Origin of the sequence: Sulfitobacter delicatus (genome assembly GCF_900102535.1) — a bacterium.
Taxonomy (GTDB): Bacteria; Pseudomonadota; Alphaproteobacteria; order Rhodobacterales; family Rhodobacteraceae; genus Sulfitobacter; species Sulfitobacter delicatus.
In genome coordinates, this window is sequence record NZ_FNBP01000008.1 from 152623 (window position 1) to 170304 (window position 17682).

General features: G+C 60.8%; 20 protein-coding genes. 6 read left to right on the forward strand and 14 right to left on the reverse strand.

What is annotated here, in order from left to right; all coding sequences use genetic code 11:
* Positions 1 to 10 precede the first annotated feature (10 nt).
* From BLS57_RS14180 to arsJ, 3 genes are read left to right on the forward strand one after another with little or no spacing between them, the layout of a single operon-like run.
* Complete coding sequence (locus BLS57_RS14180) at positions 11 to 856, forward strand: arsenate reductase/protein-tyrosine-phosphatase family protein (RefSeq protein WP_093743375.1); 846 nt, start codon at positions 11 to 13, stop codon at positions 854 to 856.
* Positions 853 to 1851, forward strand: a complete 999-nt coding sequence (locus tag BLS57_RS14185; protein WP_093743376.1) for an ArsJ-associated glyceraldehyde-3-phosphate dehydrogenase — start codon at positions 853 to 855, stop codon at positions 1849 to 1851. The genes BLS57_RS14180 and BLS57_RS14185 overlap by 4 nt, the downstream gene beginning before the upstream one ends.
* The gene (gene arsJ / locus BLS57_RS14190; RefSeq protein ID WP_093743377.1) at positions 1848 to 3122 is read left to right on the forward strand and encodes an organoarsenical effux MFS transporter ArsJ; all 1275 of its coding nucleotides are present in this window, start codon (positions 1848 to 1850) and stop codon (positions 3120 to 3122) included. The genes BLS57_RS14185 and arsJ overlap by 4 nt, the downstream gene beginning before the upstream one ends.
* A gap of 160 nt (positions 3123 to 3282) precedes the next feature.
* Here the strand turns inward: arsJ and BLS57_RS14195 are convergent, their stop codons facing one another.
* Positions 3283 to 4431 (reverse strand): alpha-D-ribose 1-methylphosphonate 5-triphosphate diphosphatase, encoded by a 1149-nt coding sequence (locus BLS57_RS14195; RefSeq protein ID WP_093743378.1) that lies wholly within the window; start codon positions 4429 to 4431, stop codon positions 3283 to 3285.
* Positions 4432 to 4477: 46 nt separating this feature from the next.
* Here BLS57_RS14195 and BLS57_RS14200 point away from each other — a divergent pair, with 46 nt between their 5' ends.
* Positions 4478 to 5155 (forward strand): DUF1045 domain-containing protein, encoded by a 678-nt coding sequence (locus BLS57_RS14200; RefSeq protein ID WP_093743379.1) that lies wholly within the window; start codon positions 4478 to 4480, stop codon positions 5153 to 5155.
* Here BLS57_RS14200 and phnN read toward each other — a convergent pair.
* The 7 genes from phnN to phnG form a co-directional block, all read right to left on the reverse strand.
* Positions 5131 to 5679 (reverse strand): phosphonate metabolism protein/1,5-bisphosphokinase (PRPP-forming) PhnN, encoded by a 549-nt coding sequence (gene phnN, locus BLS57_RS14205; protein WP_093743380.1) that lies wholly within the window; start codon positions 5677 to 5679, stop codon positions 5131 to 5133. The two genes, BLS57_RS14200 and phnN, sit on opposite strands and share 25 nt — an antisense overlap.
* Complete coding sequence (phnL, locus tag BLS57_RS14210) at positions 5676 to 6359, reverse strand: phosphonate C-P lyase system protein PhnL (RefSeq protein WP_093743381.1); 684 nt, start codon at positions 6357 to 6359, stop codon at positions 5676 to 5678. Before phnL ends, phnN begins: the two co-directional genes overlap by 4 nt.
* Before the next feature lie 71 nt (positions 6360 to 6430).
* Positions 6431 to 7201, reverse strand: coding sequence for a phosphonate C-P lyase system protein PhnK (gene phnK, locus BLS57_RS14215; protein ID WP_093743382.1), 771 nt, complete (start codon positions 7199 to 7201; stop codon positions 6431 to 6433).
* Positions 7198 to 8067 (reverse strand): alpha-D-ribose 1-methylphosphonate 5-phosphate C-P-lyase PhnJ, encoded by an 870-nt coding sequence (locus BLS57_RS14220; RefSeq protein ID WP_093743396.1) that lies wholly within the window; start codon positions 8065 to 8067, stop codon positions 7198 to 7200. Before BLS57_RS14220 ends, phnK begins: the two co-directional genes overlap by 4 nt.
* A 49-nt stretch (positions 8068 to 8116) precedes the next feature.
* Positions 8117 to 9217 carry a carbon-phosphorus lyase complex subunit gene (locus BLS57_RS14225; RefSeq protein WP_093743383.1) on the reverse strand — a complete coding sequence of 367 codons (1101 nt, stop codon included), beginning with the start codon at positions 9215 to 9217 and terminating at the stop codon, positions 8117 to 8119.
* Positions 9217 to 9777: a phosphonate C-P lyase system protein PhnH gene (gene phnH / locus BLS57_RS14230; protein WP_093743384.1), complete on the reverse strand. Its 561-nt coding sequence runs from the start codon at positions 9775 to 9777 to the stop codon at positions 9217 to 9219. Before phnH ends, BLS57_RS14225 begins: the two co-directional genes overlap by 1 nt.
* The gene (gene phnG, locus BLS57_RS14235; RefSeq protein WP_093743385.1) at positions 9777 to 10235 is read right to left on the reverse strand and encodes a phosphonate C-P lyase system protein PhnG; all 459 of its coding nucleotides are present in this window, start codon (positions 10233 to 10235) and stop codon (positions 9777 to 9779) included. Before phnG ends, phnH begins: the two co-directional genes overlap by 1 nt.
* Positions 10236 to 10335: 100 nt before the next feature.
* Between phnG and phnF the strand changes: the two genes are divergently transcribed.
* Complete coding sequence (gene phnF / locus BLS57_RS14240) at positions 10336 to 11049, forward strand: phosphonate metabolism transcriptional regulator PhnF (protein ID WP_093743386.1); 714 nt, start codon at positions 10336 to 10338, stop codon at positions 11047 to 11049.
* On the opposite strand, the gene BLS57_RS14245 is transcribed toward phnF, so the two are convergent.
* The 5 genes from BLS57_RS14245 to phnC all read right to left on the reverse strand — a co-directional run bounded on the left by BLS57_RS14245 (position 11046) and on the right by phnC (position 15662).
* A complete protein-coding gene (locus tag BLS57_RS14245) occupies positions 11046 to 11660 on the reverse strand; it encodes an LbetaH domain-containing protein (RefSeq protein WP_093743387.1) in 615 nt (204 codons plus the stop codon). The two genes, phnF and BLS57_RS14245, sit on opposite strands and share 4 nt — an antisense overlap.
* A complete protein-coding gene (gene phnE, locus BLS57_RS14250) occupies positions 11660 to 12964 on the reverse strand; it encodes a phosphonate ABC transporter, permease protein PhnE (protein WP_208597575.1) in 1305 nt (434 codons plus the stop codon). The genes BLS57_RS14245 and phnE (BLS57_RS14250) overlap by 1 nt, the downstream gene beginning before the upstream one ends.
* Positions 12961 to 13839: a phosphonate ABC transporter, permease protein PhnE gene (gene phnE, locus BLS57_RS14255; RefSeq protein ID WP_093743388.1), complete on the reverse strand. Its 879-nt coding sequence runs from the start codon at positions 13837 to 13839 to the stop codon at positions 12961 to 12963. Before phnE (BLS57_RS14255) ends, phnE (BLS57_RS14250) begins: the two co-directional genes overlap by 4 nt.
* Positions 13840 to 13912: 73 nt before the next feature.
* The gene (gene phnD / locus BLS57_RS14260) at positions 13913 to 14821 is read right to left on the reverse strand and encodes a phosphonate ABC transporter substrate-binding protein (protein ID WP_093743389.1); all 909 of its coding nucleotides are present in this window, start codon (positions 14819 to 14821) and stop codon (positions 13913 to 13915) included.
* A 46-nt stretch (positions 14822 to 14867) separates the two neighbouring features.
* Positions 14868 to 15662 carry a phosphonate ABC transporter ATP-binding protein gene (phnC, locus tag BLS57_RS14265; RefSeq protein ID WP_093743390.1) on the reverse strand — a complete coding sequence of 265 codons (795 nt, stop codon included), beginning with the start codon at positions 15660 to 15662 and terminating at the stop codon, positions 14868 to 14870.
* 567 nt (positions 15663 to 16229) lie between these two features.
* On the opposite strand from phnC, the gene BLS57_RS14270 reads away from it, so the two are divergent.
* Positions 16230 to 17036, forward strand: a complete 807-nt coding sequence (locus BLS57_RS14270) for a lysophospholipid acyltransferase family protein (RefSeq protein WP_341868841.1) — start codon at positions 16230 to 16232, stop codon at positions 17034 to 17036.
* 322 nt (positions 17037 to 17358) lie between these two features.
* Here BLS57_RS14270 and BLS57_RS14275 read toward each other — a convergent pair.
* Positions 17359 to 17682, reverse strand: a 324-nt coding sequence (locus BLS57_RS14275; RefSeq protein ID WP_139186650.1) for a transposase domain-containing protein, incomplete at its 5' end; no start/stop codon positions are given.

The window sequence follows — 17682 nt, forward strand, 5'->3', positions numbered from 1 at the left end:
TACATGAATAATGGAACAAGAGATCCCACATCGCCTCTCGACCCTCGGCCATCCGCAACGCTTGGCCGTGTTCCGGCTGCTCATGCGCCGGTATCCGGACCGTGTTCCGGCGACCGAGCTGGCGCTGACGCTCGACCTCAAGCCGAACACGCTTTCGACCTACGTAAAGGCACTCATGCAGGCGCGCTTAGTCACTCAGGAGCGTGTCGGAACCTCGCTGCGCTATGCGATTGACATGAATGCAGCCCGCGAGACCTTCGACTACCTGCTGCGCGACTGCTGTCGCGGTCGCCCGGACCTCTGTTCCCCCTTTGCCGCTATTGGCTTCGACGGAGACAGTCCCATGACGGATCGCAAGTACAATGTCCTCTTCATCTGCACCGGCAATTCCGCGCGCTCGATATTTGCAGAGTCGATCCTGCGCATGGAAGCAGGAGCCAGGTTCGTGGCCTACTCCGCAGGCACCAAACCAAGATCTGAGCTCAATCCCTTCGCGCTCGAAGTTCTGGAGCAGAAAGGGCATGATACGTCAGTTCTGGAGACAAAGAACCTGTCGGTCTTTCAGGGCGAGGGGGCGCCCGCGTTCGACTTCGTCTTCACTGTCTGCAATCAGGCGGCCAATGAAGAATGCCCCGCATGGCCTGGCCAAGCCGTCAGTGCGCATTGGGGCATGCCGGACCCTGTCAAAGCCACGGGCTCTGACGCCGAAAAGAGCTTGGCCTTTCAGCAGAGCTACGGCGCGCTCTTGAACCGCATCAAAGCTTTCACAGCCCTGCCTATCTCGTCTCTCGACCGGATCGGGTTGCAGAAGGCCGTCGACACCATCGCACAAACGAATGAAGGAGCCTCCGCGTGACCACATACGCCCTCAACGGCCTCGGCCGGATCGGCAAACTTGCCCTGAAGCCATTGCTGGAAAACGGGGCCGAGATCGCCTGGATCAACGACGCCGTGGGCGATCCGGAGATGCACGCCCATCTTTTGGAGTTCGACACTGTGCATGGGCGCTGGAAAGCCGAATTTTCACATGATGCGGACAGCGTGACTGTTGATGGCACGCGGCTTCCGTTCATCGGAACAAAAAACATTGAAGACCTGCCATTGGACGGCGTGGATGTGGTGATCGACTGCACCGGGGTCTTCAAGTCCGAGGCAAAGCTCGCGCCCTACTTCGCAGCGGGTGTGGCGAAGGTGGTCGTCTCGGCCCCCGTGAAGGACGCAGATGCCGCCAATATCGTCTACGGTGTGAACCATCACATCTACGAGCCGGGCAAACATCGGATCGTGACAGCGGCAAGCTGCACAACCAACTGCCTTGCGCCGGTCGTAAAGGTCATCCACGAGAATCTCGGCATCAAACACGGTTCGATAACGACGATCCATGATGTGACAAATACGCAAACCATTGTCGACGGCCCCGCAAAGGATCTCCGTCGCGCACGCTCGGCCCTGAACTCACTGATCCCGACGACGACGGGCAGTGCCACTGCGATCACGCTCATCTATCCGGAGCTGACAGGGCGGCTGAACGGGCACGCAGTCCGGGTCCCGCTGTTGAATGCCTCTCTGACCGATTGCGTCTTCGAGGTGGCGCGCGGAACCACAGCCGAAGAGGTCAACGCCCTCTTCAAGTCAGCGGCTGAGGGCGAATTGAAGGGTATCTTGGGCTACGAAGAACGACCGCTCGTCTCGACCGACTATACCAATGATGAACGCTCCAGCATCGTGGATGCACCGTCGACAATGGTCATCAACGACACACAGGTGAAAATCTATGCCTGGTACGACAACGAGATGGGCTACGCGCATCGTCTTGTCGATGTGGCGCTGATGGTCGGAGCATCCCTGTGACCGATACCCCCACGCGGCCTGAGGGGCTGTCGGCCTATATAGCTGTCACAGCGGCCTATTGGGCCTTCATGCTGACGGACGGCGCGCTTAGAATGTTGGTCTTGCTGCACTTTCACACACTGGGGTTCAGCCCGGTGCAGCTCGCCTATCTCTTCGTGCTCTATGAAGTTGCAGGCATGGTGACCAACCTCTGCGCCGGGTGGATCGCGGCTCGCTTCGGGTTGACCTCAACGCTCTATGCCGGTCTCGGGCTTCAGGTTTTGGCACTGCTTGCCTTGGCACAGCTCGATCCGACGTGGGTCATTGGCGCTTCCGTGGCCTATGTTATGGTGGTTCAAGGTGCCAGCGGCGTGGCCAAGGATCTGGCGAAAATGTCTTCGAAGTCGGCGGTAAAAATATTGGCTCCCTCCGAAAATGGCGGGTTGTTTCGCTGGGTTGCGGTGCTCACCGGTTCGAAGAACGCGGTGAAAGGCCTTGGCTTCCTGCTGGGGGCTGCGCTGCTGGCAACGCTCGGATTTGTCTGGGCCGTTCTTGGAATGGCAGCGATCCTGGCTGTCATCCTGATGGCCGTGTTGTTCGCAATGCCCGCGGGTCTGCCGAAGGGCCGCAAGGGGGCGAAATTCTCGGAAGTCTTCTCCAAGTCTTCGAACGTGAACTGGCTGTCGGCGGCGCGGGTGTTTCTGTTCGGGGCACGCGACGTCTGGTTCGTGGTTGGTATTCCGATCTATTTCTACGCGGTGTTGTCTGACGGAACCGTGTCCGGGAACCGAGCGGCCTTTTTCATGATCGGGACGTTCATGGCGGTCTGGGTGATCCTCTACGGTCTTGTACAGGCCGCCGCCCCGCGCATTCTGAACGCGTCCTCCCGGCCAGAGAGTGACTTGGTGCTTGCCGCGAAGGGTTGGGCCTGGGCCCTTGCGGCAGTTCCGGCGATCCTGACGACCGCGGCCTTGGCATCTGATGGCCCTCAAACCTGGCTTACCGCCGTGTTGGTAGGAGGCTTGCTCGTCTTTGGCGCAATCTTCGCGATCAATTCGGCGCTCCATTCCTACCTTATCCTCGCCTTCACGGAAGCGGAGCGGGTCACCATGGATGTCGGGTTTTACTACATGGCAAACGCGGGAGGGCGGCTTCTGGGGACAGTGCTGTCTGGCCTGACCTATCAGCTCGGGGGGCTGTCGCTGATGCTTGGAGCGGCGACGTTCATGGTCGCCTGCTCGGCTTTTGCGGCCGGGTTCCTGCGCGCTGATCTTCGGGGTTCTACAGCCTAAGCAATTTTTGAGTTCCGAAGCGGATCTTGAGGATGGCTGAAGCGAAACTCTGTTCTGCCATTCGGTCAATGTCCGCGCGACGGGGTCGACTGTGCAATTTGGCCGCGGCTCGTGCCAGCTGAAAAACGGCGGTTGCAAGGTAGGGAAATGGCAAACACGCTTACGCGACGCGATTGCCCATGGCGAAGACTGACCGCAAGATCGGAGCGTCATTCATTACCTGAAATTCAATCAGGTCGGCACGCGACCCAATCGCGATTTCACCGCGGTCGGTCAGGCCGACATGATGGGCTGGCGTACGGGTAACGGTGGCCAGACCCCGTGCCATGCTGCCCCATAGGTTACCCAACCGCACTGCACCCAGAAGCAGAGAGGCTGGCACATAATCCGATGACAGGATGTCCAGCAAATCAAGCTCTGCAAGCTCTTTGGCCGCTACGTTGCCAGAATGCGACCCGCCACGCACGAGGTTGGGCGCACCCATGATCGTGGCGATATCTTGGTTGTGACACGCCTCAGCGGCCTCGCGGGTCGTGGGGAATTCGGCAAGACGCACGCCATGGCCATGGCTGGTGGCAACTTGCGTGGCCGTGGTGTCGTCATGACTGGCCAGAACGGCGCCATAGCGCGCGGCTGCAGCCACCGCTGAGGCTTCATGTCTTGCTCCAAGTCGCTGCTGCAAGCCATGCAGGAACGTTACGTATTCTCCGAAACCTTCCCGCGGCAGACCGTTCTTGCCGCAGACGTATTCCTCAAACTTCTGCATGTCACGGAACTGTCGTTGGCCCGGAGTGTGATCCATCAGGCTGACGATGCCGACTTTGTCGTCGGGACCGAACTCGGCCATCTCTTCCTCCAGCGTCTCGGAGCAGATCTCGGCACGCAAATGGATATGGTGACTGATCGCCAAGGCGCCGCTGTCGCGCATCATAAGGATTTCGTCGGCCATGTTGCGGGCGTATTTGCCATAGCGCTTGCGCCCGTCGTCCGAAACGATCGAACCCACCCGGATCGCGTCAAAAACCGTTGTGATCCCGGTGCCAGCCAATTCCCGATCATGCGCGATGATCGCCGCGCGGTGGGGCCAGTCGACCATGGGCCGGGGTTTCATGTGGCGCTCAAGGTTGTCGGTGTGCAGTTCAACCAAGCCTGGGGCAAGGTAATTGCCCGCGCAATCGATCTCCCCTTTCGGGACTGTCGCACCTTCCGCGATATCGGCGATTACCCCGTCACGTAGCAGCAGGCTGCCTGTGATAACGCCATCGGAAAGGATCAGTTTCGCATTGGCCAGAATGGTTTCTTTTGTCATGAGAACGTCACGCTTGTTGCGCATCCAGGGATGCAAGGAGAAGTGAATGAAGTTCGACCGCTACGCGATCTACTTTACCCCGCAGGGAAGTCTGGCCGAGGTCGGAGCCGCTTGGCTCGGCTGGGATGTGGCACGCGGACAGCGCGTAGCGCATCCGCAGGTGGCCGGGCTGGACGTCGGCGGCGTCACCGAAACGCCGCGAAAATATGGTCTTCACGCGACGATCAAGCCGCCCTTCAGCTTGGCTGACGGTACCTCTGCCGAAGATCTTGTCTTCGCGTTCACGGCGCTCTGCGCGCAGATTGCCCCGGTCACGTTGAAGGGACTGACACTCTCCCGGCTGGGCAGGTTTCTCGCATTGACCGCAGAGGGAGACAGCAATGCGCTCGATACAATGGCGGCCAAAGTGGTGGCAAACCTCGATGCCTTTCGCGCGCCTCCGTCGGACGCCGATCTGGCACGCCGCCGCCGGGCCAATCTGACCCCGGCGCAGGAAGCGAACCTTGAACGATGGGGCTATCCTTATGTGATGGATGCGTTTCGCTTTCACATCACCCTGACCGGCAAATTGCCCAAGTCCGAACAGGCGCGAGTCAACGCGGCGCTCGTGACCTATTTCAATCCGTATCTGCCGCAACCCTTCGTGTTGGACAGCCTGACGCTGGTGGGGCAGGCCGAGGACGGTATGTTTCACGAGGTTCACCGCGCCACACTTTCGGGATAGAGTGCCGCCAGCGCCAGCGCCACGGTCTGCGTAAGCGGGCCGGAATTGTCGATTTCAGTTGCCAGGATCTGACCGGGGAGGGCCTGGTCGGCCCGGCTCAGGCGCGCGGAGATTTCCTCTTCGGTCTCTCGTCCACGCTGTCGCAATCGTGCGGCGAGCACCTCTGGGGCGGCGGTGAGCGCCAGCACCTCGAACCGTTCGAACCGCCGTTTCGCTTGTGGCAGCACGCCGCGGGAGAGGTTCGCCAGCACGTCGCGCCCCTCCGAGAGGGCCATCTCCACCGCGATCGGGATGCCATAGCGCAACCCATGCGCGGCCCAACTCAACGCAAAGGCACCCTCTGCTTCCAATCGCAGAAACGCGCTTTCGCTGACGCCGTCGAATTCTTCACCACCCGAGTCCCCGGGCCGGGTGATAGCGCGTCTGACAAGGAACAGCTCGGGCCGCGCCTTGGCGAGCTTTTCCATTAGACTATCCTTCCCGACGCCCGATGGACCAACGACTGCGATGAAGCGCCCGCTCATGCGGCCATTCCGGGGGTGAAGCGGGTCACGTCCACTTCGCGATCGCAAATCTGCTCGCGGGCAGCTTCGTCGTGGAAAATCCCCACAATTGCCGTCCCGCGCGCTTTAGCTTCTTCGATCAGCGCCAGCACGGTTGCGCGGTTTGTGGCATCGAGGCTTGCCGTCGGCTCATCCAGCAACAGAACAGGGTAGGGATGTGCGAAGCCGCGGGCGATATTGACCCGCTGCTGTTCGCCGCCGGAAAAAGTTGTCGGGCTTAGCTGCCAAAGGCGTTCGGGGATATTGAGTTGCGCCAACAATTCGCGGGCCCGGTCGCGGGCTTCTGCCTCGCTGCGGCCCACCGCACGCAACGGTTCGGCAACGACATCCAGTGTCGCCACACGGGGTACGACGCGCAGAAATTGACTGACATAGCCCAGCACATGGCGGCGCAGCATCAATATCTCGCGGGGGGAAGCGCGAGCGACGTCCAGATCGCCCACCATGATCCGGCCCGCGGCGGTCAGATAATTGCCATAGATCATCCGCATCAAGGTGGACTTCCCCGCTCCGGAGGCCCCGGTCAGGGCCACGCATTCGCCCTTCGCGACGCTCAACTCTCCGCCGCTCATGACTGGGATCACCACCGCACCCTGATTGTGCAGGGTGAAGGATTTGCTCACATTTTCCACGCGTATCATGGGTTCAGCCTTGTTAAACCTGTTATTGAATCTGGTTGTTTTCTCGGGCTGCTGAGCTGAGAGCTCCGCAGTTAGACCTGAAGCACGCTTGAGACGAGAAGCTGCGTGTAGCCATGTTGGGGATCGTCCAGCACTTGATCCGTCAGGCCCGATTCCACCACATGGCCGTCCTTCATCACCATCAGCCGATCCGCCAATAGCCGCACCACGGCCAGATCATGGGTCACGATGATGGCGCTCAGCCCCATCTCGCGCACCAGATTGCGCAGCAGATCCAAGAGCCGCGCCTGCACGCTCACGTCGAGCCCGCCGGTGGGTTCGTCCATGAAGACCAGCCGCGGACCCGTCACGAGGTTACGGGCAATTTGCAAGCGCTGCTGCATCCCGCCAGAGAAGGACGCCGGACGGTCATCGATCCGGTCTTCATTGATCTCGACACGTCCCAACCAATCGCTGGCGGTGGCGCGGATCTTGCCGTAATGCCGCGCCCCCACGGCCATCAGCCGCTCCCCCACATTGCCGCCCGCGCTCACATTCATGCGCAGCCCGTCGCGGGCATGCTGGTGGACGAAGGCCCAATCTGTCCGCGATAGCATTCGGCGTTCCGGCTCGCTCATCGTGACCGTGTCGCGCAGCCCATCGGCGCGCGTGTCGAACCGCACCGCCCCGCGATCCGGCGTCAGGTGTCCCGCCAGCGTGTTAAGTAGCGTAGATTTGCCCGACCCGCTCTCCCCCACGATCCCCATGACCTCGCCTGGGTAGAGGTCAAAGCTAACGCCGGTGCAGCCGATCCGGGTGCCGTAGTACTTCGCGATGTCTTCGACCTGTAGCAGGGGAGTCATGCCACGCCCTCCAAAGTTGGAGCCGCATCCGAGCCGCGATGCCCGGCGGCTTGGCGCGCAACGCAATAGTCCGTGTCCGAACACATGAACAAACGCCCGCCTTCATCATCGACGATCAACTCGTCAAGATAGCTGTCCTCGGCCCCGCAAAGGCCGCAGAGGTGATCCGCTTTGCTGGCTTCAAAGGGGTAATCCTCGAAATCCAAAGAGACGACCTGCGTATAGGGCGGCAGCGCATAGATGCGCTGCTCGCGGCCCGCGCCGAAAAGTTGGATCGCGGCCATTTCCAGTTTTGGATTGTCGAATTTGGGGATCGGCGAGGGGTCCATGACATAGCGGCCCTCGACCTTGACCGGATAGGCGTAGGCCGTGGCGATCGCACCGTGCTGGGCGATGTCTTCGTAGAGTTTCACATGCATTAGCCCGTACTCCTCCAGCTCGTGCATCTTTCGGGTCTCGACTTCGGAAGGCTCGAGAAACCGTAGTGGTTCGGGGATCGGCACCTGATAGACCAGCACCTGATCTTCGCGCAGCTCCGCTTCGGGAATGCGGTGCCGGGTCTGGATAATGCTGGCCTCTGCAGTGGCTTCGGTCACAGCGACACCGGCGGTCTTTTCAAAGAAGCGACGGATCGAGACGGCGTTGGTCGTGTCGTCCGCCCCCTGATCAATCACCTTGAGTGTATCATCCGGCGTCAGCACGGCGGCAGAGACCTGCACTCCGCCGGTGCCCCAGCCATAGGGCATTGGCATTTCGCGGCTGGCAAAGGGCACCTGGTAACCCGGGATTGCCAAGCTCTTGAGGATGGCACGGCGGATCATTCGCTTGGTCTGTTCGTCCAGATAGGCAAAGTTGTAGTCGCTCATGACGGTATCCGGTGCATTCTTGTCCTGTTCGATCTGAGTCATGGCAGCCTCATTCCGCCGCCGCGCGGTGCGCGCCACGGTCCGCCGTCGCTTCACGGCGTAGCTTGCGGATCAGTTCGAGTTCCGATTGAAAGTCGACGTAGTGGGGGAGCTTGATATGTTCTAAGAATCCTGTCGCCTGAATGTTATCCGCATGATACAGAACGAATTCCGCATCCTGTGCAGGCGCGCCGAGGTTGTCTTCGCCCAATTCCTCCCAGCGGAGGGCCCGATCGACCAGAGCCATGGAAATCGCTTTGCGCTCTGACATGCCGAAGACCAACCCATAGCCCCGGGTAAACTGCGGGGGCTCGGTCTTGGAGCCCGCGAACTGGTTCACTGTTTCGCATTCGGTTAGCTCGACCTCGCCAATCTCAACGGCGAAGCCCAGTTCGGGAATGTCCATCTCGACCGCCACTTTGCCGATGCGCAGTTCCGCGACGAAGGCATGGTTGCGCGCATAGCCACGTTGCGTGGAATAAGCCATGCCAAGCACGAAGCCCTCGTCGCCTCGGGTCAGCGCTTGCAAGCGCAGATCGCGGGTGGCGGGCAGTTCCAGCGGCTCGCGGGTCAGATCGCGCGGCGGGGTTCGGCCGTCCGTGTCGCGCTGCATCAGCCCTTCGCGGTCGAGGAACTCCATGATGTGCGGCGTGTCTTTGGATGGCTCCGCATCGGCCAATTCGGGGGCGAAGGGGACCTCGCCATCGGCGGCGAGCTTGAAGTCCAGCAAGCGGTGGGTGTAGTCGAATGTCGGCCCCAGCACCTGGCCGCCCGGGGCGTCCTTGAAGGTGGCCGAGACGCGACGGTCGCAGGCCATTGCCGCGGTATCCATTGGGCGAGAGGCTCCGAACCGCGGCAGGGTGGTGCGATAGGCGCGGATCAGGAACACGGCTTCAATCAGATCGCCACGTGCCTGTTTGATCGCAAGTGCGGCGAGGTCCGGATCATAAAGCGAGCCTTCGGCCATCACCCGGTTCACCGCTAATGTCATCTGCTCGCGAATTTGCGCGACGCTCAGTTCCGGCACGCGCGCGTCGCCGCGCCGCTCTTCGGCGAGCCACGCATGGGCGTTGTCAATCGCCCTCTCTCCGCCTTTCACCGCTACATACATCAGGACACCTTTGTGCTTCGGGGCAGCGCTGCCAAACGGTCGCCGCAGGTAAAAATGAAATCCAAACCGCGCGGGAAGAGCGCCGCGTTCTGTTGGATGGCCGCGCGGTCGGGCAGCGACAGCGCCGCGCTGTCCTTGATGCCGGGGCCGGAGAGGGTTGCACCTTCGCTTCGTAGATCATCCACCTCGACGATCAGCGTGGCAGAGCGGTCCGGATAGGCCGCGCTGCCGACGGGGAAGTCGCCAAGCGGCAGTTCCCCCCATGTTCCCAAGGCGAAGTGCGCCGCGCTGGCCGCAACGAAAGGCGCGCCGGTGTGGAAGGTAATCCAGTCGCGCACCTCGGGCAGGTCAAAGCGCGGCGCAAGGTAGACCGGCGTCTCGGGGTCGCAGAGCGTCAGCAGAACAACCCCTGCGGCGATGGAAAGGCCCGCGGGCGGTTCGGCGCCGGTGACACTGTTGATCTCACCTGGTTTGGCCATAGTGTTCATCACTGCCCGAAAGGCAAATGCGGCGTCTTTGGGCGCGTCGCGAAACCCGCCGGTAAGCGATGGTCTCTGCATCAGTCTTCTCCCCGGACCATGGTGAAGAAGTCGACCTTTGTGGCGGCGGCCTTGGCAGCGCGGCTGGCGCGGCGTTTGGCCTCGATCTCCGCAAGAGGGCTAAGAAGTTTGGCGCGAACCGCATCTGCAGCACCGCTCTGCATTAGGGCATCAACCAAGGCGGCCTGCAGCGCCTTTGTGCGGCTGCGTCCCTGCACATAGGCGTGGCCATCAGGGCCATTCGCGAGCCGAACCGAACAGCGCGTGACTGACATTTCGCCGATGTTGAAGGCGTCGCCTACAGCGCCCATGCGACCGCGCAGCATGATGCCCCCGATCTCGGGCGCGCGGAGCACGTCATGGGCGGGCGCACGTCCTAAGTCCTGCCAAAGCCGGGCAAGGTCGCCCGCTTCGGCCCGGGCGAGGAGGCCCATCCATTTTTTTCGGTCGCGGGTTTCTTCGTCGGGTCCTACCGTCATTTAGACACCTTGCATACTTGTCTAATTACTATACAACTATACAACTATTAGCCGCTGTCCTCCCGTCGGCGCAAGCAAGGAAATGTGAAACTTCTGCGACATGGCCCGTACCGCGATTTGGAAAAACATCACCGCAACGCTGATCCACGACATTGCCTCGGGCAAGTATGCCCCTGGTGATCGGTTGCCGACTGAAGCGCAGCTCTCCGCGCGGTTCGGGGTAAACCGCCACACGGTGCGCCGGGCGATCAGCGACATGAACGATCATGGGCTGACCTATAGCCGCCGGGGTGCGGGGGTCTTCGTGGCGCAGCGGCCGACGGAATATCCGATCGGCAAACGGGTGCGCTTTCATCAGAACCTCGCGGCGGCGGGACGTGTGCCCGCCAAGGAAATCCTGACGCTCGAAACACGCGTGGCATCGGCCCACGAGGCCGTGCAGTTGGGTCTGGAAGAGAAGGCGCCGGTGCATGTCTATGAGGGTCTGTCGCTGGCCGATGACCAGCCTATCGCGATCTTTCGCAGCCTGTTTCCCGCCGCGCGCTTGCCGAAGCTCCTGGCGGTGCTCGAGACCAGCCGCTCCGTCACATCCGCTTTGGCGGCGGGCGGGGTGACGGACTATACCCGCGCCTCAACCCGTCTGACGGCGAAACTGGCCAATGCCACCCAAGCCCTTCATCTGCGCTTGTCCGAGGGCGCGCCGATCTTGCGCACCGAGGGGATCAATGTCGACCCGAAAGGCGTGCCGGTCGAGTATGGAACGACATGGTTTGCCGGCGATCGGGTCACGTTGACGTTGAACCCCGAGGATTAGCCGTATTTCTCCAAGAACGCCTCGGCTGCCAAAGTTTGGAAGTCTTGCAACGACGTCTCCAAGCGCTCATGGGGCCAATCCCACCACGCCATCTCCTCCATCCGTGCGGCGACGTCTTCGGAGAAGCGAGGGCGCAGAGGTTTGGCGGGGATGCCCGCGACAATCATGTAGGGGGCGACATCGCGGGTGACGATGGCCCCGCCCGCCACCACTGCTCCATGGCCGATGCTGACCTCGGGCCGCACTTGCGCGCCGTGGCCCAGCCATGTGTCGTGGCCGATCACCGTGCGGCGGCTGCGGCGCAGGGCGAACCAAGCTGCATCGTCCTCAGCGCCGTCGAAATAGTCGCCTGCCCGGTAGTGGAAATGGTGCAGTCTGGCCTTCTCCATGGGGTGATCCGTCGCACCGATGCGCACGCTGGCGGCGATATTGCTGAACTTGCCGACCTGCGTATTGGCGATGTCGCACCAGCGGTCACAATAGGAGTAATCACCGATGCTGGAATGGTTAAGGCGGCTGCCGCGCCCGATCTCGACATAGCGCCCGAATTGCGTGTCCTTGACCTCGCAGTCCGGGTGAAGAAAGGGCATATCGGGTTTAAGACGTGCCATCAGTGGCCCGCCTCGGTGCCCGAGATCAGCTTGCGGCGCAGCCAGCCCGAGAAGCTGTCCATCGCCACAACCATCAGAATGATGAGAACAATGTAATAGCTGACTTCTTCCCAGTCCTTCTGGGTGATGATCGCTTGGGTTAACAAGAGACCAATGCCGCCCCCGGTGATCGCGCCGATGATCGTGGCCGAGCGGGTATTCGATTCCAGATAATAGAGTACTTGGCTCAGCAGTACCGGGGTGATCTGCGGGATCACGCCGAAGCGGTAGCGCTGCACAGGGGCGGCCCCGGTCGAGGCAATGCCCTCGATCTGTTTGTCGTCCACATTCTCCAGCGCCTCCGAAAAGATCTTCCCGAAGGTGCCGGTGTCCGTCAGCAGGATCGCCAACGATCCGGTCAACGGACCGGGCCCGAAAGCGCGAGACAGGACGATGGTCCAGATCAGCCCGTCGACACCGCGCAGGAAGTCGAACAGACGCCGCGCCGCAAAGCGCAGGCCTCCCAGGGGTGAGAAGTTCTTGGCCGCCAAAAAACCCAGCGGCAGGGCAATCATCGCCGCACCGAAGGTGCCGAGGAAAGCCATCAGTACCGTCTCGACCAGCGCCCAGACGACGTCGCCGTGACGCCACATCTTGTTTGTCCAGAAATCCTGCCAGATTGCCCCGTAGTCGCCGCTGCGCAACAGTTCCAGCGGGGACAGGCCATAGTAGGGGCTGTCGAGAGTGAAAAAGAACAGCTCCCACCCATTGAAGTAGCGAAAGACTTCGGCGCGATTGCGGGTGATCGTCAGTCGGCCCGCGTCGGTGGTGACAGCAAGGCGGTTCTTCGAGGCGTTGATCCACTCAGGTAGCGGGCTTTCGGGTAGGGTGGCGTTGACGCCGCTGCGCCCCGGAGTGGCGGTAATCAGCCCGTATCCCGGCACGTCATAGGTCACTTCAGGCCCCAGTTCGACGACATGGCCATTGCCCAGTTCGACACGTGTCGTCTCGCCCAAGCTGACCCAGCTCGGCGCCTGGCCTGGCGCGTAGCGGCCCTTGCGCTCACCTTCGATGGCGATTTCCATCTCGCCATTGCGGTTGTCGCGGGCGACATGGGTCTTGTAGCTGTAGCTGTCGGCCACAAGCGTTTTCATGTTGGAAACGTTGATCCTGTCCCCCAAGCCGGCGACGTCGAATGCCACGAAGACATAGGTCAGATATGCCAAGATCAGTACGGGTGCGGTCAGAGCGGCAATGCGTTTATGGCGAAAGCTGCGGTGGGCGGTTTGCCGGGTGGTTGAATTGGAAGCGGTGAGATCGGTCACAGGATGGCTCCCTTGTCCTCATAGGCGCGGCCGTGGGTCAGCCGGTTCCGGAAATGGCTCGAAACCTGGTCAACGATGATGATGGTGCCGAAGATGAGCAGGAAAATCGCTGCCGCTTCGTCGAACTTGCCCTGGCCCCAGGACATCGTGTTGCGCAGGTCATAGCCAATGCCGCCCGCGCCGACGAAGCCGAGAATGGCGGAGGCCCGAATGTTGATCTCGAACCGAAGCAGCGCGTAAGACAGGTAGTTGGGCGCGACCTGCGGCACCACGCCCAGCACCATGCGTTGCAGCCAGCCGGCGCCCACGGATTCAAGCCCGTCCACCGGTTTGAGAGAGGCGTTCTCGTTCACTTCGGAGAAAAGCTTGCCAAGGGCGCCCACTGTATGCAGCGCGATTGCGATCATGGCGGGCACCGGACCACCGCCCAACAAGAAGATCAACACAAGCGCGATGACGATCTCGGGCACGGCCCGCAGCACGTCGAGCAAACGGCGCAGCGGGCCGACAAGCCGAGGGGCGGGGGCCAAGCCGCGGGTCGCCAGAAGAGCGGCGAAAAACGCGAAAAGCGCCCCAATCAGCGTGGCAGCCCCGGCGATGTTGACCGTCTCAATCAGGGAGGGAAGGTATTTCACGAAGTAGCTGGGCAGCAGATGGATGCGTTCCCATGCCTCGCCCAGCACATCGGCAGGGAAGTCAAAGACATTGGGCAGCCCGTTCCAGAACCCGCCTGCGTTGCGGGCATTGGCGGTGCCGAAGCCGCCGATCAGCAGGGCCACAAAAACGATCAGCAGGATCATATTCATCACCCGCTTTTGTCGGGTATGGGCAAGGTAATCGGACGTGATATCTGGCGCGGTGGTGTTCTGGTGCATCTGTCGTCCCCCTATGACGACAGGCCCCGACACGAACTGCCGGGACCTGCCAGATGTATCGTGATCTCTACGATCAGTTGGATTTCGCCTTGCGCGCTTCGACGATGGAGACATAGGCTTCGTGGTCGATTGGATCGAAGCCAAGGCTTTCGCCTGCCGCCACGCCATAGGCGCAATCCGGGTCTTTTTCGTGAAGTTCGTCGACCAGTTGCGTCATGGTCGCTTTGACGTCGTCGGGCAGGGCTTTGCGCAGCACCACAGGGCCTTCGGGAATCGGCTTGGAGCGCCAGATCTCGACCAAATCGTTCATGTCGACGAGGCCTGCATCCACCGCCTTGCGCAGCGCGCCGGAGTTGTAGCCGTCTTCCCAGTTGCCCTGGCCGTCGGCCCAGGTAACGCCGCCGTCGACGTCACCATTGTTGACCGCGACGATAGTTTGCTCGTGCCCGCCGGTGAATTTCACCTCGCCAAAGTAGGCGTCGGATTCCATTGTGGCACCGGTTGTCTGGGGAATTTCGATGGAGGGGATCAGGTAACCGGAGGTAGAGTTCGGATCACCAAATCCGAAGACCTTGCCGCTCATATCTTCGAGATTGCTGATGCCAGCGTCTCTGCGTGCGAAACCGATGGAGTGGTAGCCGAAGGAGCCATCAAGGTTGATCTTGACCAGAACCGGCTCCACCGCTTCGGCGTCCTGGAGGTAGACGGCGGCATAGGCCGAGGCGCCGAGCCACGCCATATCCAGTGTCCCGCCCAGCAGGCCCTGGATCACGCCGTTGTAGTCAGCCGGGGCAAAGAGTTTTGTCGGCACGCCAAGGCGCTCTTCGGTGTATCCGCGCAGACATTCATAGGAATTCATCCGGTCCTGAGCGTTTTCCCCGCCGAGGATACCGATGCGGAATTCGTTGATTTCGGCACTCTGTGCCATTGCGGCACCGGACAGGGCCGTGGTGGCCAAAGCGGCGGCGATGAGCTTTTTCATAGGGTCGTCTCCGTTCTCGATGAAATGCCCCATGGGGCGGGTTGTGTCAGGCTGGCACTTTGTCCAGCGTTTCGATCTCGGTGGAGGTGGCGGCTTCGGAAAAGCTGCCGCCCGCACCGTAGATTTCGCGGGCCATGCCCGTGGTCAGCTGTTCCGGGGTGCCGTCAAAGACGATCTGACCGTCGCGCATCCCCACCACGCGGTCGCAATAGCGACGGGCGGTATCCAGCGTGTGCAGGTTTGCTATGACCATCCGACCGTCTTCCTCGTGAATGCGGCGCAGTGTCTGCATCACCACCTGAGCGTTCATTGGGTCGAGGCTGGCGATGGGTTCATCGGCCAGAATGATCCGCGGGTCTTGCATCAGCGCTCTGGCGATGGCGACACGCTGTTGCTGCCCGCCGGAGAGGGCTTCGGCCCGTTTGGGCGCGTGCCGCGCCATTCCCAGCCGGTCCAGAATCTCGATCGCGCGGGTGATGTCGGCATCTGGGTAGAGGTTGAAGATGCTGCCGAGCACCGAGCGGCGGTTGAGCGTGCCGTGCAGCACGTTCGAGACCACGTCCATCCGCGGAACGAGATTGAATTGCTGAAAGATCATGGCGCATTCCGCCTGCCAGCCACGCCGCGCGGCACCACGCAGCGCTGTCACATCGCGCCCTTGGAACAGGATTTGCCCCGAGGAGGCATCGGTTAGCCGGTTAAGCATCCGCAGCAGAGTAGATTTTCCCGCGCCTGAGCGTCCGATGATGCCGATCATCTGCGGTCTATCGACCTTCAGATTGGCACGGGCCACCGCCGTGTTCGCGCCGAATGTTTTGGTGAGTTCAGAAATGACGAGCATGAGTCCCCCGGGTTTGCGGGACAAGCTATCGCAGCTTCGTATGTCACGACTGTTTAAGCTTCGCGAAACTTTTGTGACGCGCGAGTTTTTCGGGAACCAATGGGCATGCGGGGGGACGAGGCCAAATTGGGCGTCGGTTTTGGCTACCTTGGCCAGGGTCCGAATGGCTGCTTTTTCCCAGGCGTCACCCCTTGAGCGAAACCGAGATGAGCTTGGACACCAATCCGGACGCGTATCAGGTGGTGGGAGAGCAAATACCGTACGACCGGGGCAATGGGTGCCGTGAAAGCAGAGCGGAGTAAAATGACTTCATGCTGAAACAGACTTCGTGCGCCGCCCCCAGGACAACTGCAAGATAGGCGCTCCTTGTGACAGTCTGATGAAATGCGCGGACGCTTCCAGCCACCACCAGTTGCAGTGCCATAGATTTCAGGCGCGTCATAAGATTGTTACGACACTCTGATAGGTGCGGTACGGGACCACGTCAGAAAGCGCATCGCGAAGATGAACAACAGTACAGCTGATATTTCGTACTCAGGCTCTGCACAGACTCGCTCAGGCCGAGCCTTGATCAAAGTCGTCGAGAACGCCACCGGACGCTTGGGGCTTATCCGTCGTGCCAGAGGATATCACGACGATCTCGCCCGGGGTGGTGATTTTTGGCAGATTATGATCGAGCGCTATGGCATAAGCCTCGATGTGATCGCCGGCCGTGTTGCGAATATTCCCGCCAGCGGCCCTCTGGTGGTCGTTGCCAACCATCCCTTCGGCATACTTGACGGGATGATACTGGGTTACCTCCTTGCTCTAAGGCGGGGTGACTTCCGGATCTTGGCGAACAGTGTTTTCGGAAATGCCCCGGATCTTCAGCGAGCGGTCCTTCCAATTTGTTTCGATCAGTCGGACGACGCGATCAAACTCAATTTGAACAGCCGTGCAGCAGCGCTTGAATTCCTGCGCGGCGGCGGCGCGATCGGGGTGTTTCCAGGCGGCACCGTCTCTACTTCTGCGAGGCCATTCAAACGCCCGATGGATCCGGTGTGGCGTCGTTTTACAGCGCGAATGATTGCAAAGTCAGGCGCTACGGTCGTGCCCGTCTTTTTCGATGGAAGTAACTCACAGTTGTTTCAGCTTGCCAGTCATCTGAACTACACACTTCGCATGGCGCTTCTTGTCAAGGAATTCCATCGTCGCACCGACAAACCCGTGAAGTTGGAGATCGGTGATCCGATCGCGCCTCAAGAGATTTCGCGATTTGCGACCGACCCGGCTTCGCTAATGGATTTCTTGCGCGATGCCACTTACAGTCTCGCGCCGAGCAGCGCGGGTCGCACAAGCTATGGCTATGAGTTCGAGGCGAAATACAGAGCATAGAGCTCGATAATCTCTATCTGATCTGTTTTGGAGGGCGCTGAGGAAGGTCACTGCGAAAACAACCCGTGCGTGCCGGACCGCCGAGAAACTGTTGCGAAAGCGATATTCTCTTGCGGGTGGGAATCAGGCCGGCCAGGTGGCCAGTGTGCGTCTCTTCTTTCGGACCTGTCTTCTCACCAGAGGTCAGGCAGTTAGATACCCAAGGTCTGGAGATGTCTTCCAACCAGAGTTCTATCAACGCTTTCCATGTTTATGTGTAAGTGTGGATGCAAGGGCGCGATTCTCAATCCAAGCGTAAGCGGCGGCTACGCGGCACTTGAGATCAGCTTAACGGCTGGAAATTCCACGGAAGAAGGTCGTCGATGCGATTGGCAGGATGACCTAACGCAATCGCTTCGAGGGTGGCTTTGAGGTATGCGAACGGTTCGACATCATTGACCTTCGCCGTGGCAATGAGAGATGCAATGCGGCCCCAGGCGCGACCACCTTCGTCGTGGCCGGCAAAAAGCACATTCTTTCGCGTCAGGGCAATTGGGCGGATTAGGTTCTCGACGGCATTGGAGTCGATCTCGACCCGACCGTCGTGCAGGAAGGTTTGCAGCCCGTTCCATTGACGATGGATATAGGTCAACTTCTCGCCCAAGCG

Coding starts and splice junctions, on each gene's coding strand:
- BLS57_RS14180 (WP_093743375.1), top strand. CDS start 11: ATGGAACAAGAGATCCCACATCGCCTCTCGACCCTCGGCCATCCGCAA.
- BLS57_RS14195 (WP_093743378.1), bottom strand. CDS start 4,431: ATGACAAAAGAAACCATTCTGGCCAATGCGAAACTGATCCTTTCCGAT.
- BLS57_RS14200 (WP_093743379.1), top strand. CDS start 4,478: ATGAAGTTCGACCGCTACGCGATCTACTTTACCCCGCAGGGAAGTCTG.
- phnN (WP_093743380.1), bottom strand. CDS start 5,679: ATGAGCGGGCGCTTCATCGCAGTCGTTGGTCCATCGGGCGTCGGGAAG.
- phnL (WP_093743381.1), bottom strand. CDS start 6,359: ATGATACGCGTGGAAAATGTGAGCAAATCCTTCACCCTGCACAATCAG.
- phnK (WP_093743382.1), bottom strand. CDS start 7,201: ATGACTCCCCTGCTACAGGTCGAAGACATCGCGAAGTACTACGGCACC.
- BLS57_RS14220 (WP_093743396.1), bottom strand. CDS start 8,067: ATGAGCGACTACAACTTTGCCTATCTGGACGAACAGACCAAGCGAATG.
- BLS57_RS14225 (WP_093743383.1), bottom strand. CDS start 9,217: ATGTATGTAGCGGTGAAAGGCGGAGAGAGGGCGATTGACAACGCCCAT.
- phnH (WP_093743384.1), bottom strand. CDS start 9,777: ATGCAGAGACCATCGCTTACCGGCGGGTTTCGCGACGCGCCCAAAGAC.
- phnG (WP_093743385.1), bottom strand. CDS start 10,235: ATGACGGTAGGACCCGACGAAGAAACCCGCGACCGAAAAAAATGGATG.
- phnF (WP_093743386.1), top strand. CDS start 10,336: ATGGCCCGTACCGCGATTTGGAAAAACATCACCGCAACGCTGATCCAC.
- BLS57_RS14245 (WP_093743387.1), bottom strand. CDS start 11,660: ATGGCACGTCTTAAACCCGATATGCCCTTTCTTCACCCGGACTGCGAG.
- phnE (WP_093743388.1), bottom strand. CDS start 13,839: ATGCACCAGAACACCACCGCGCCAGATATCACGTCCGATTACCTTGCC.
- phnD (WP_093743389.1), bottom strand. CDS start 14,821: ATGAAAAAGCTCATCGCCGCCGCTTTGGCCACCACGGCCCTGTCCGGT.
- phnC (WP_093743390.1), bottom strand. CDS start 15,662: ATGCTCGTCATTTCTGAACTCACCAAAACATTCGGCGCGAACACGGCG.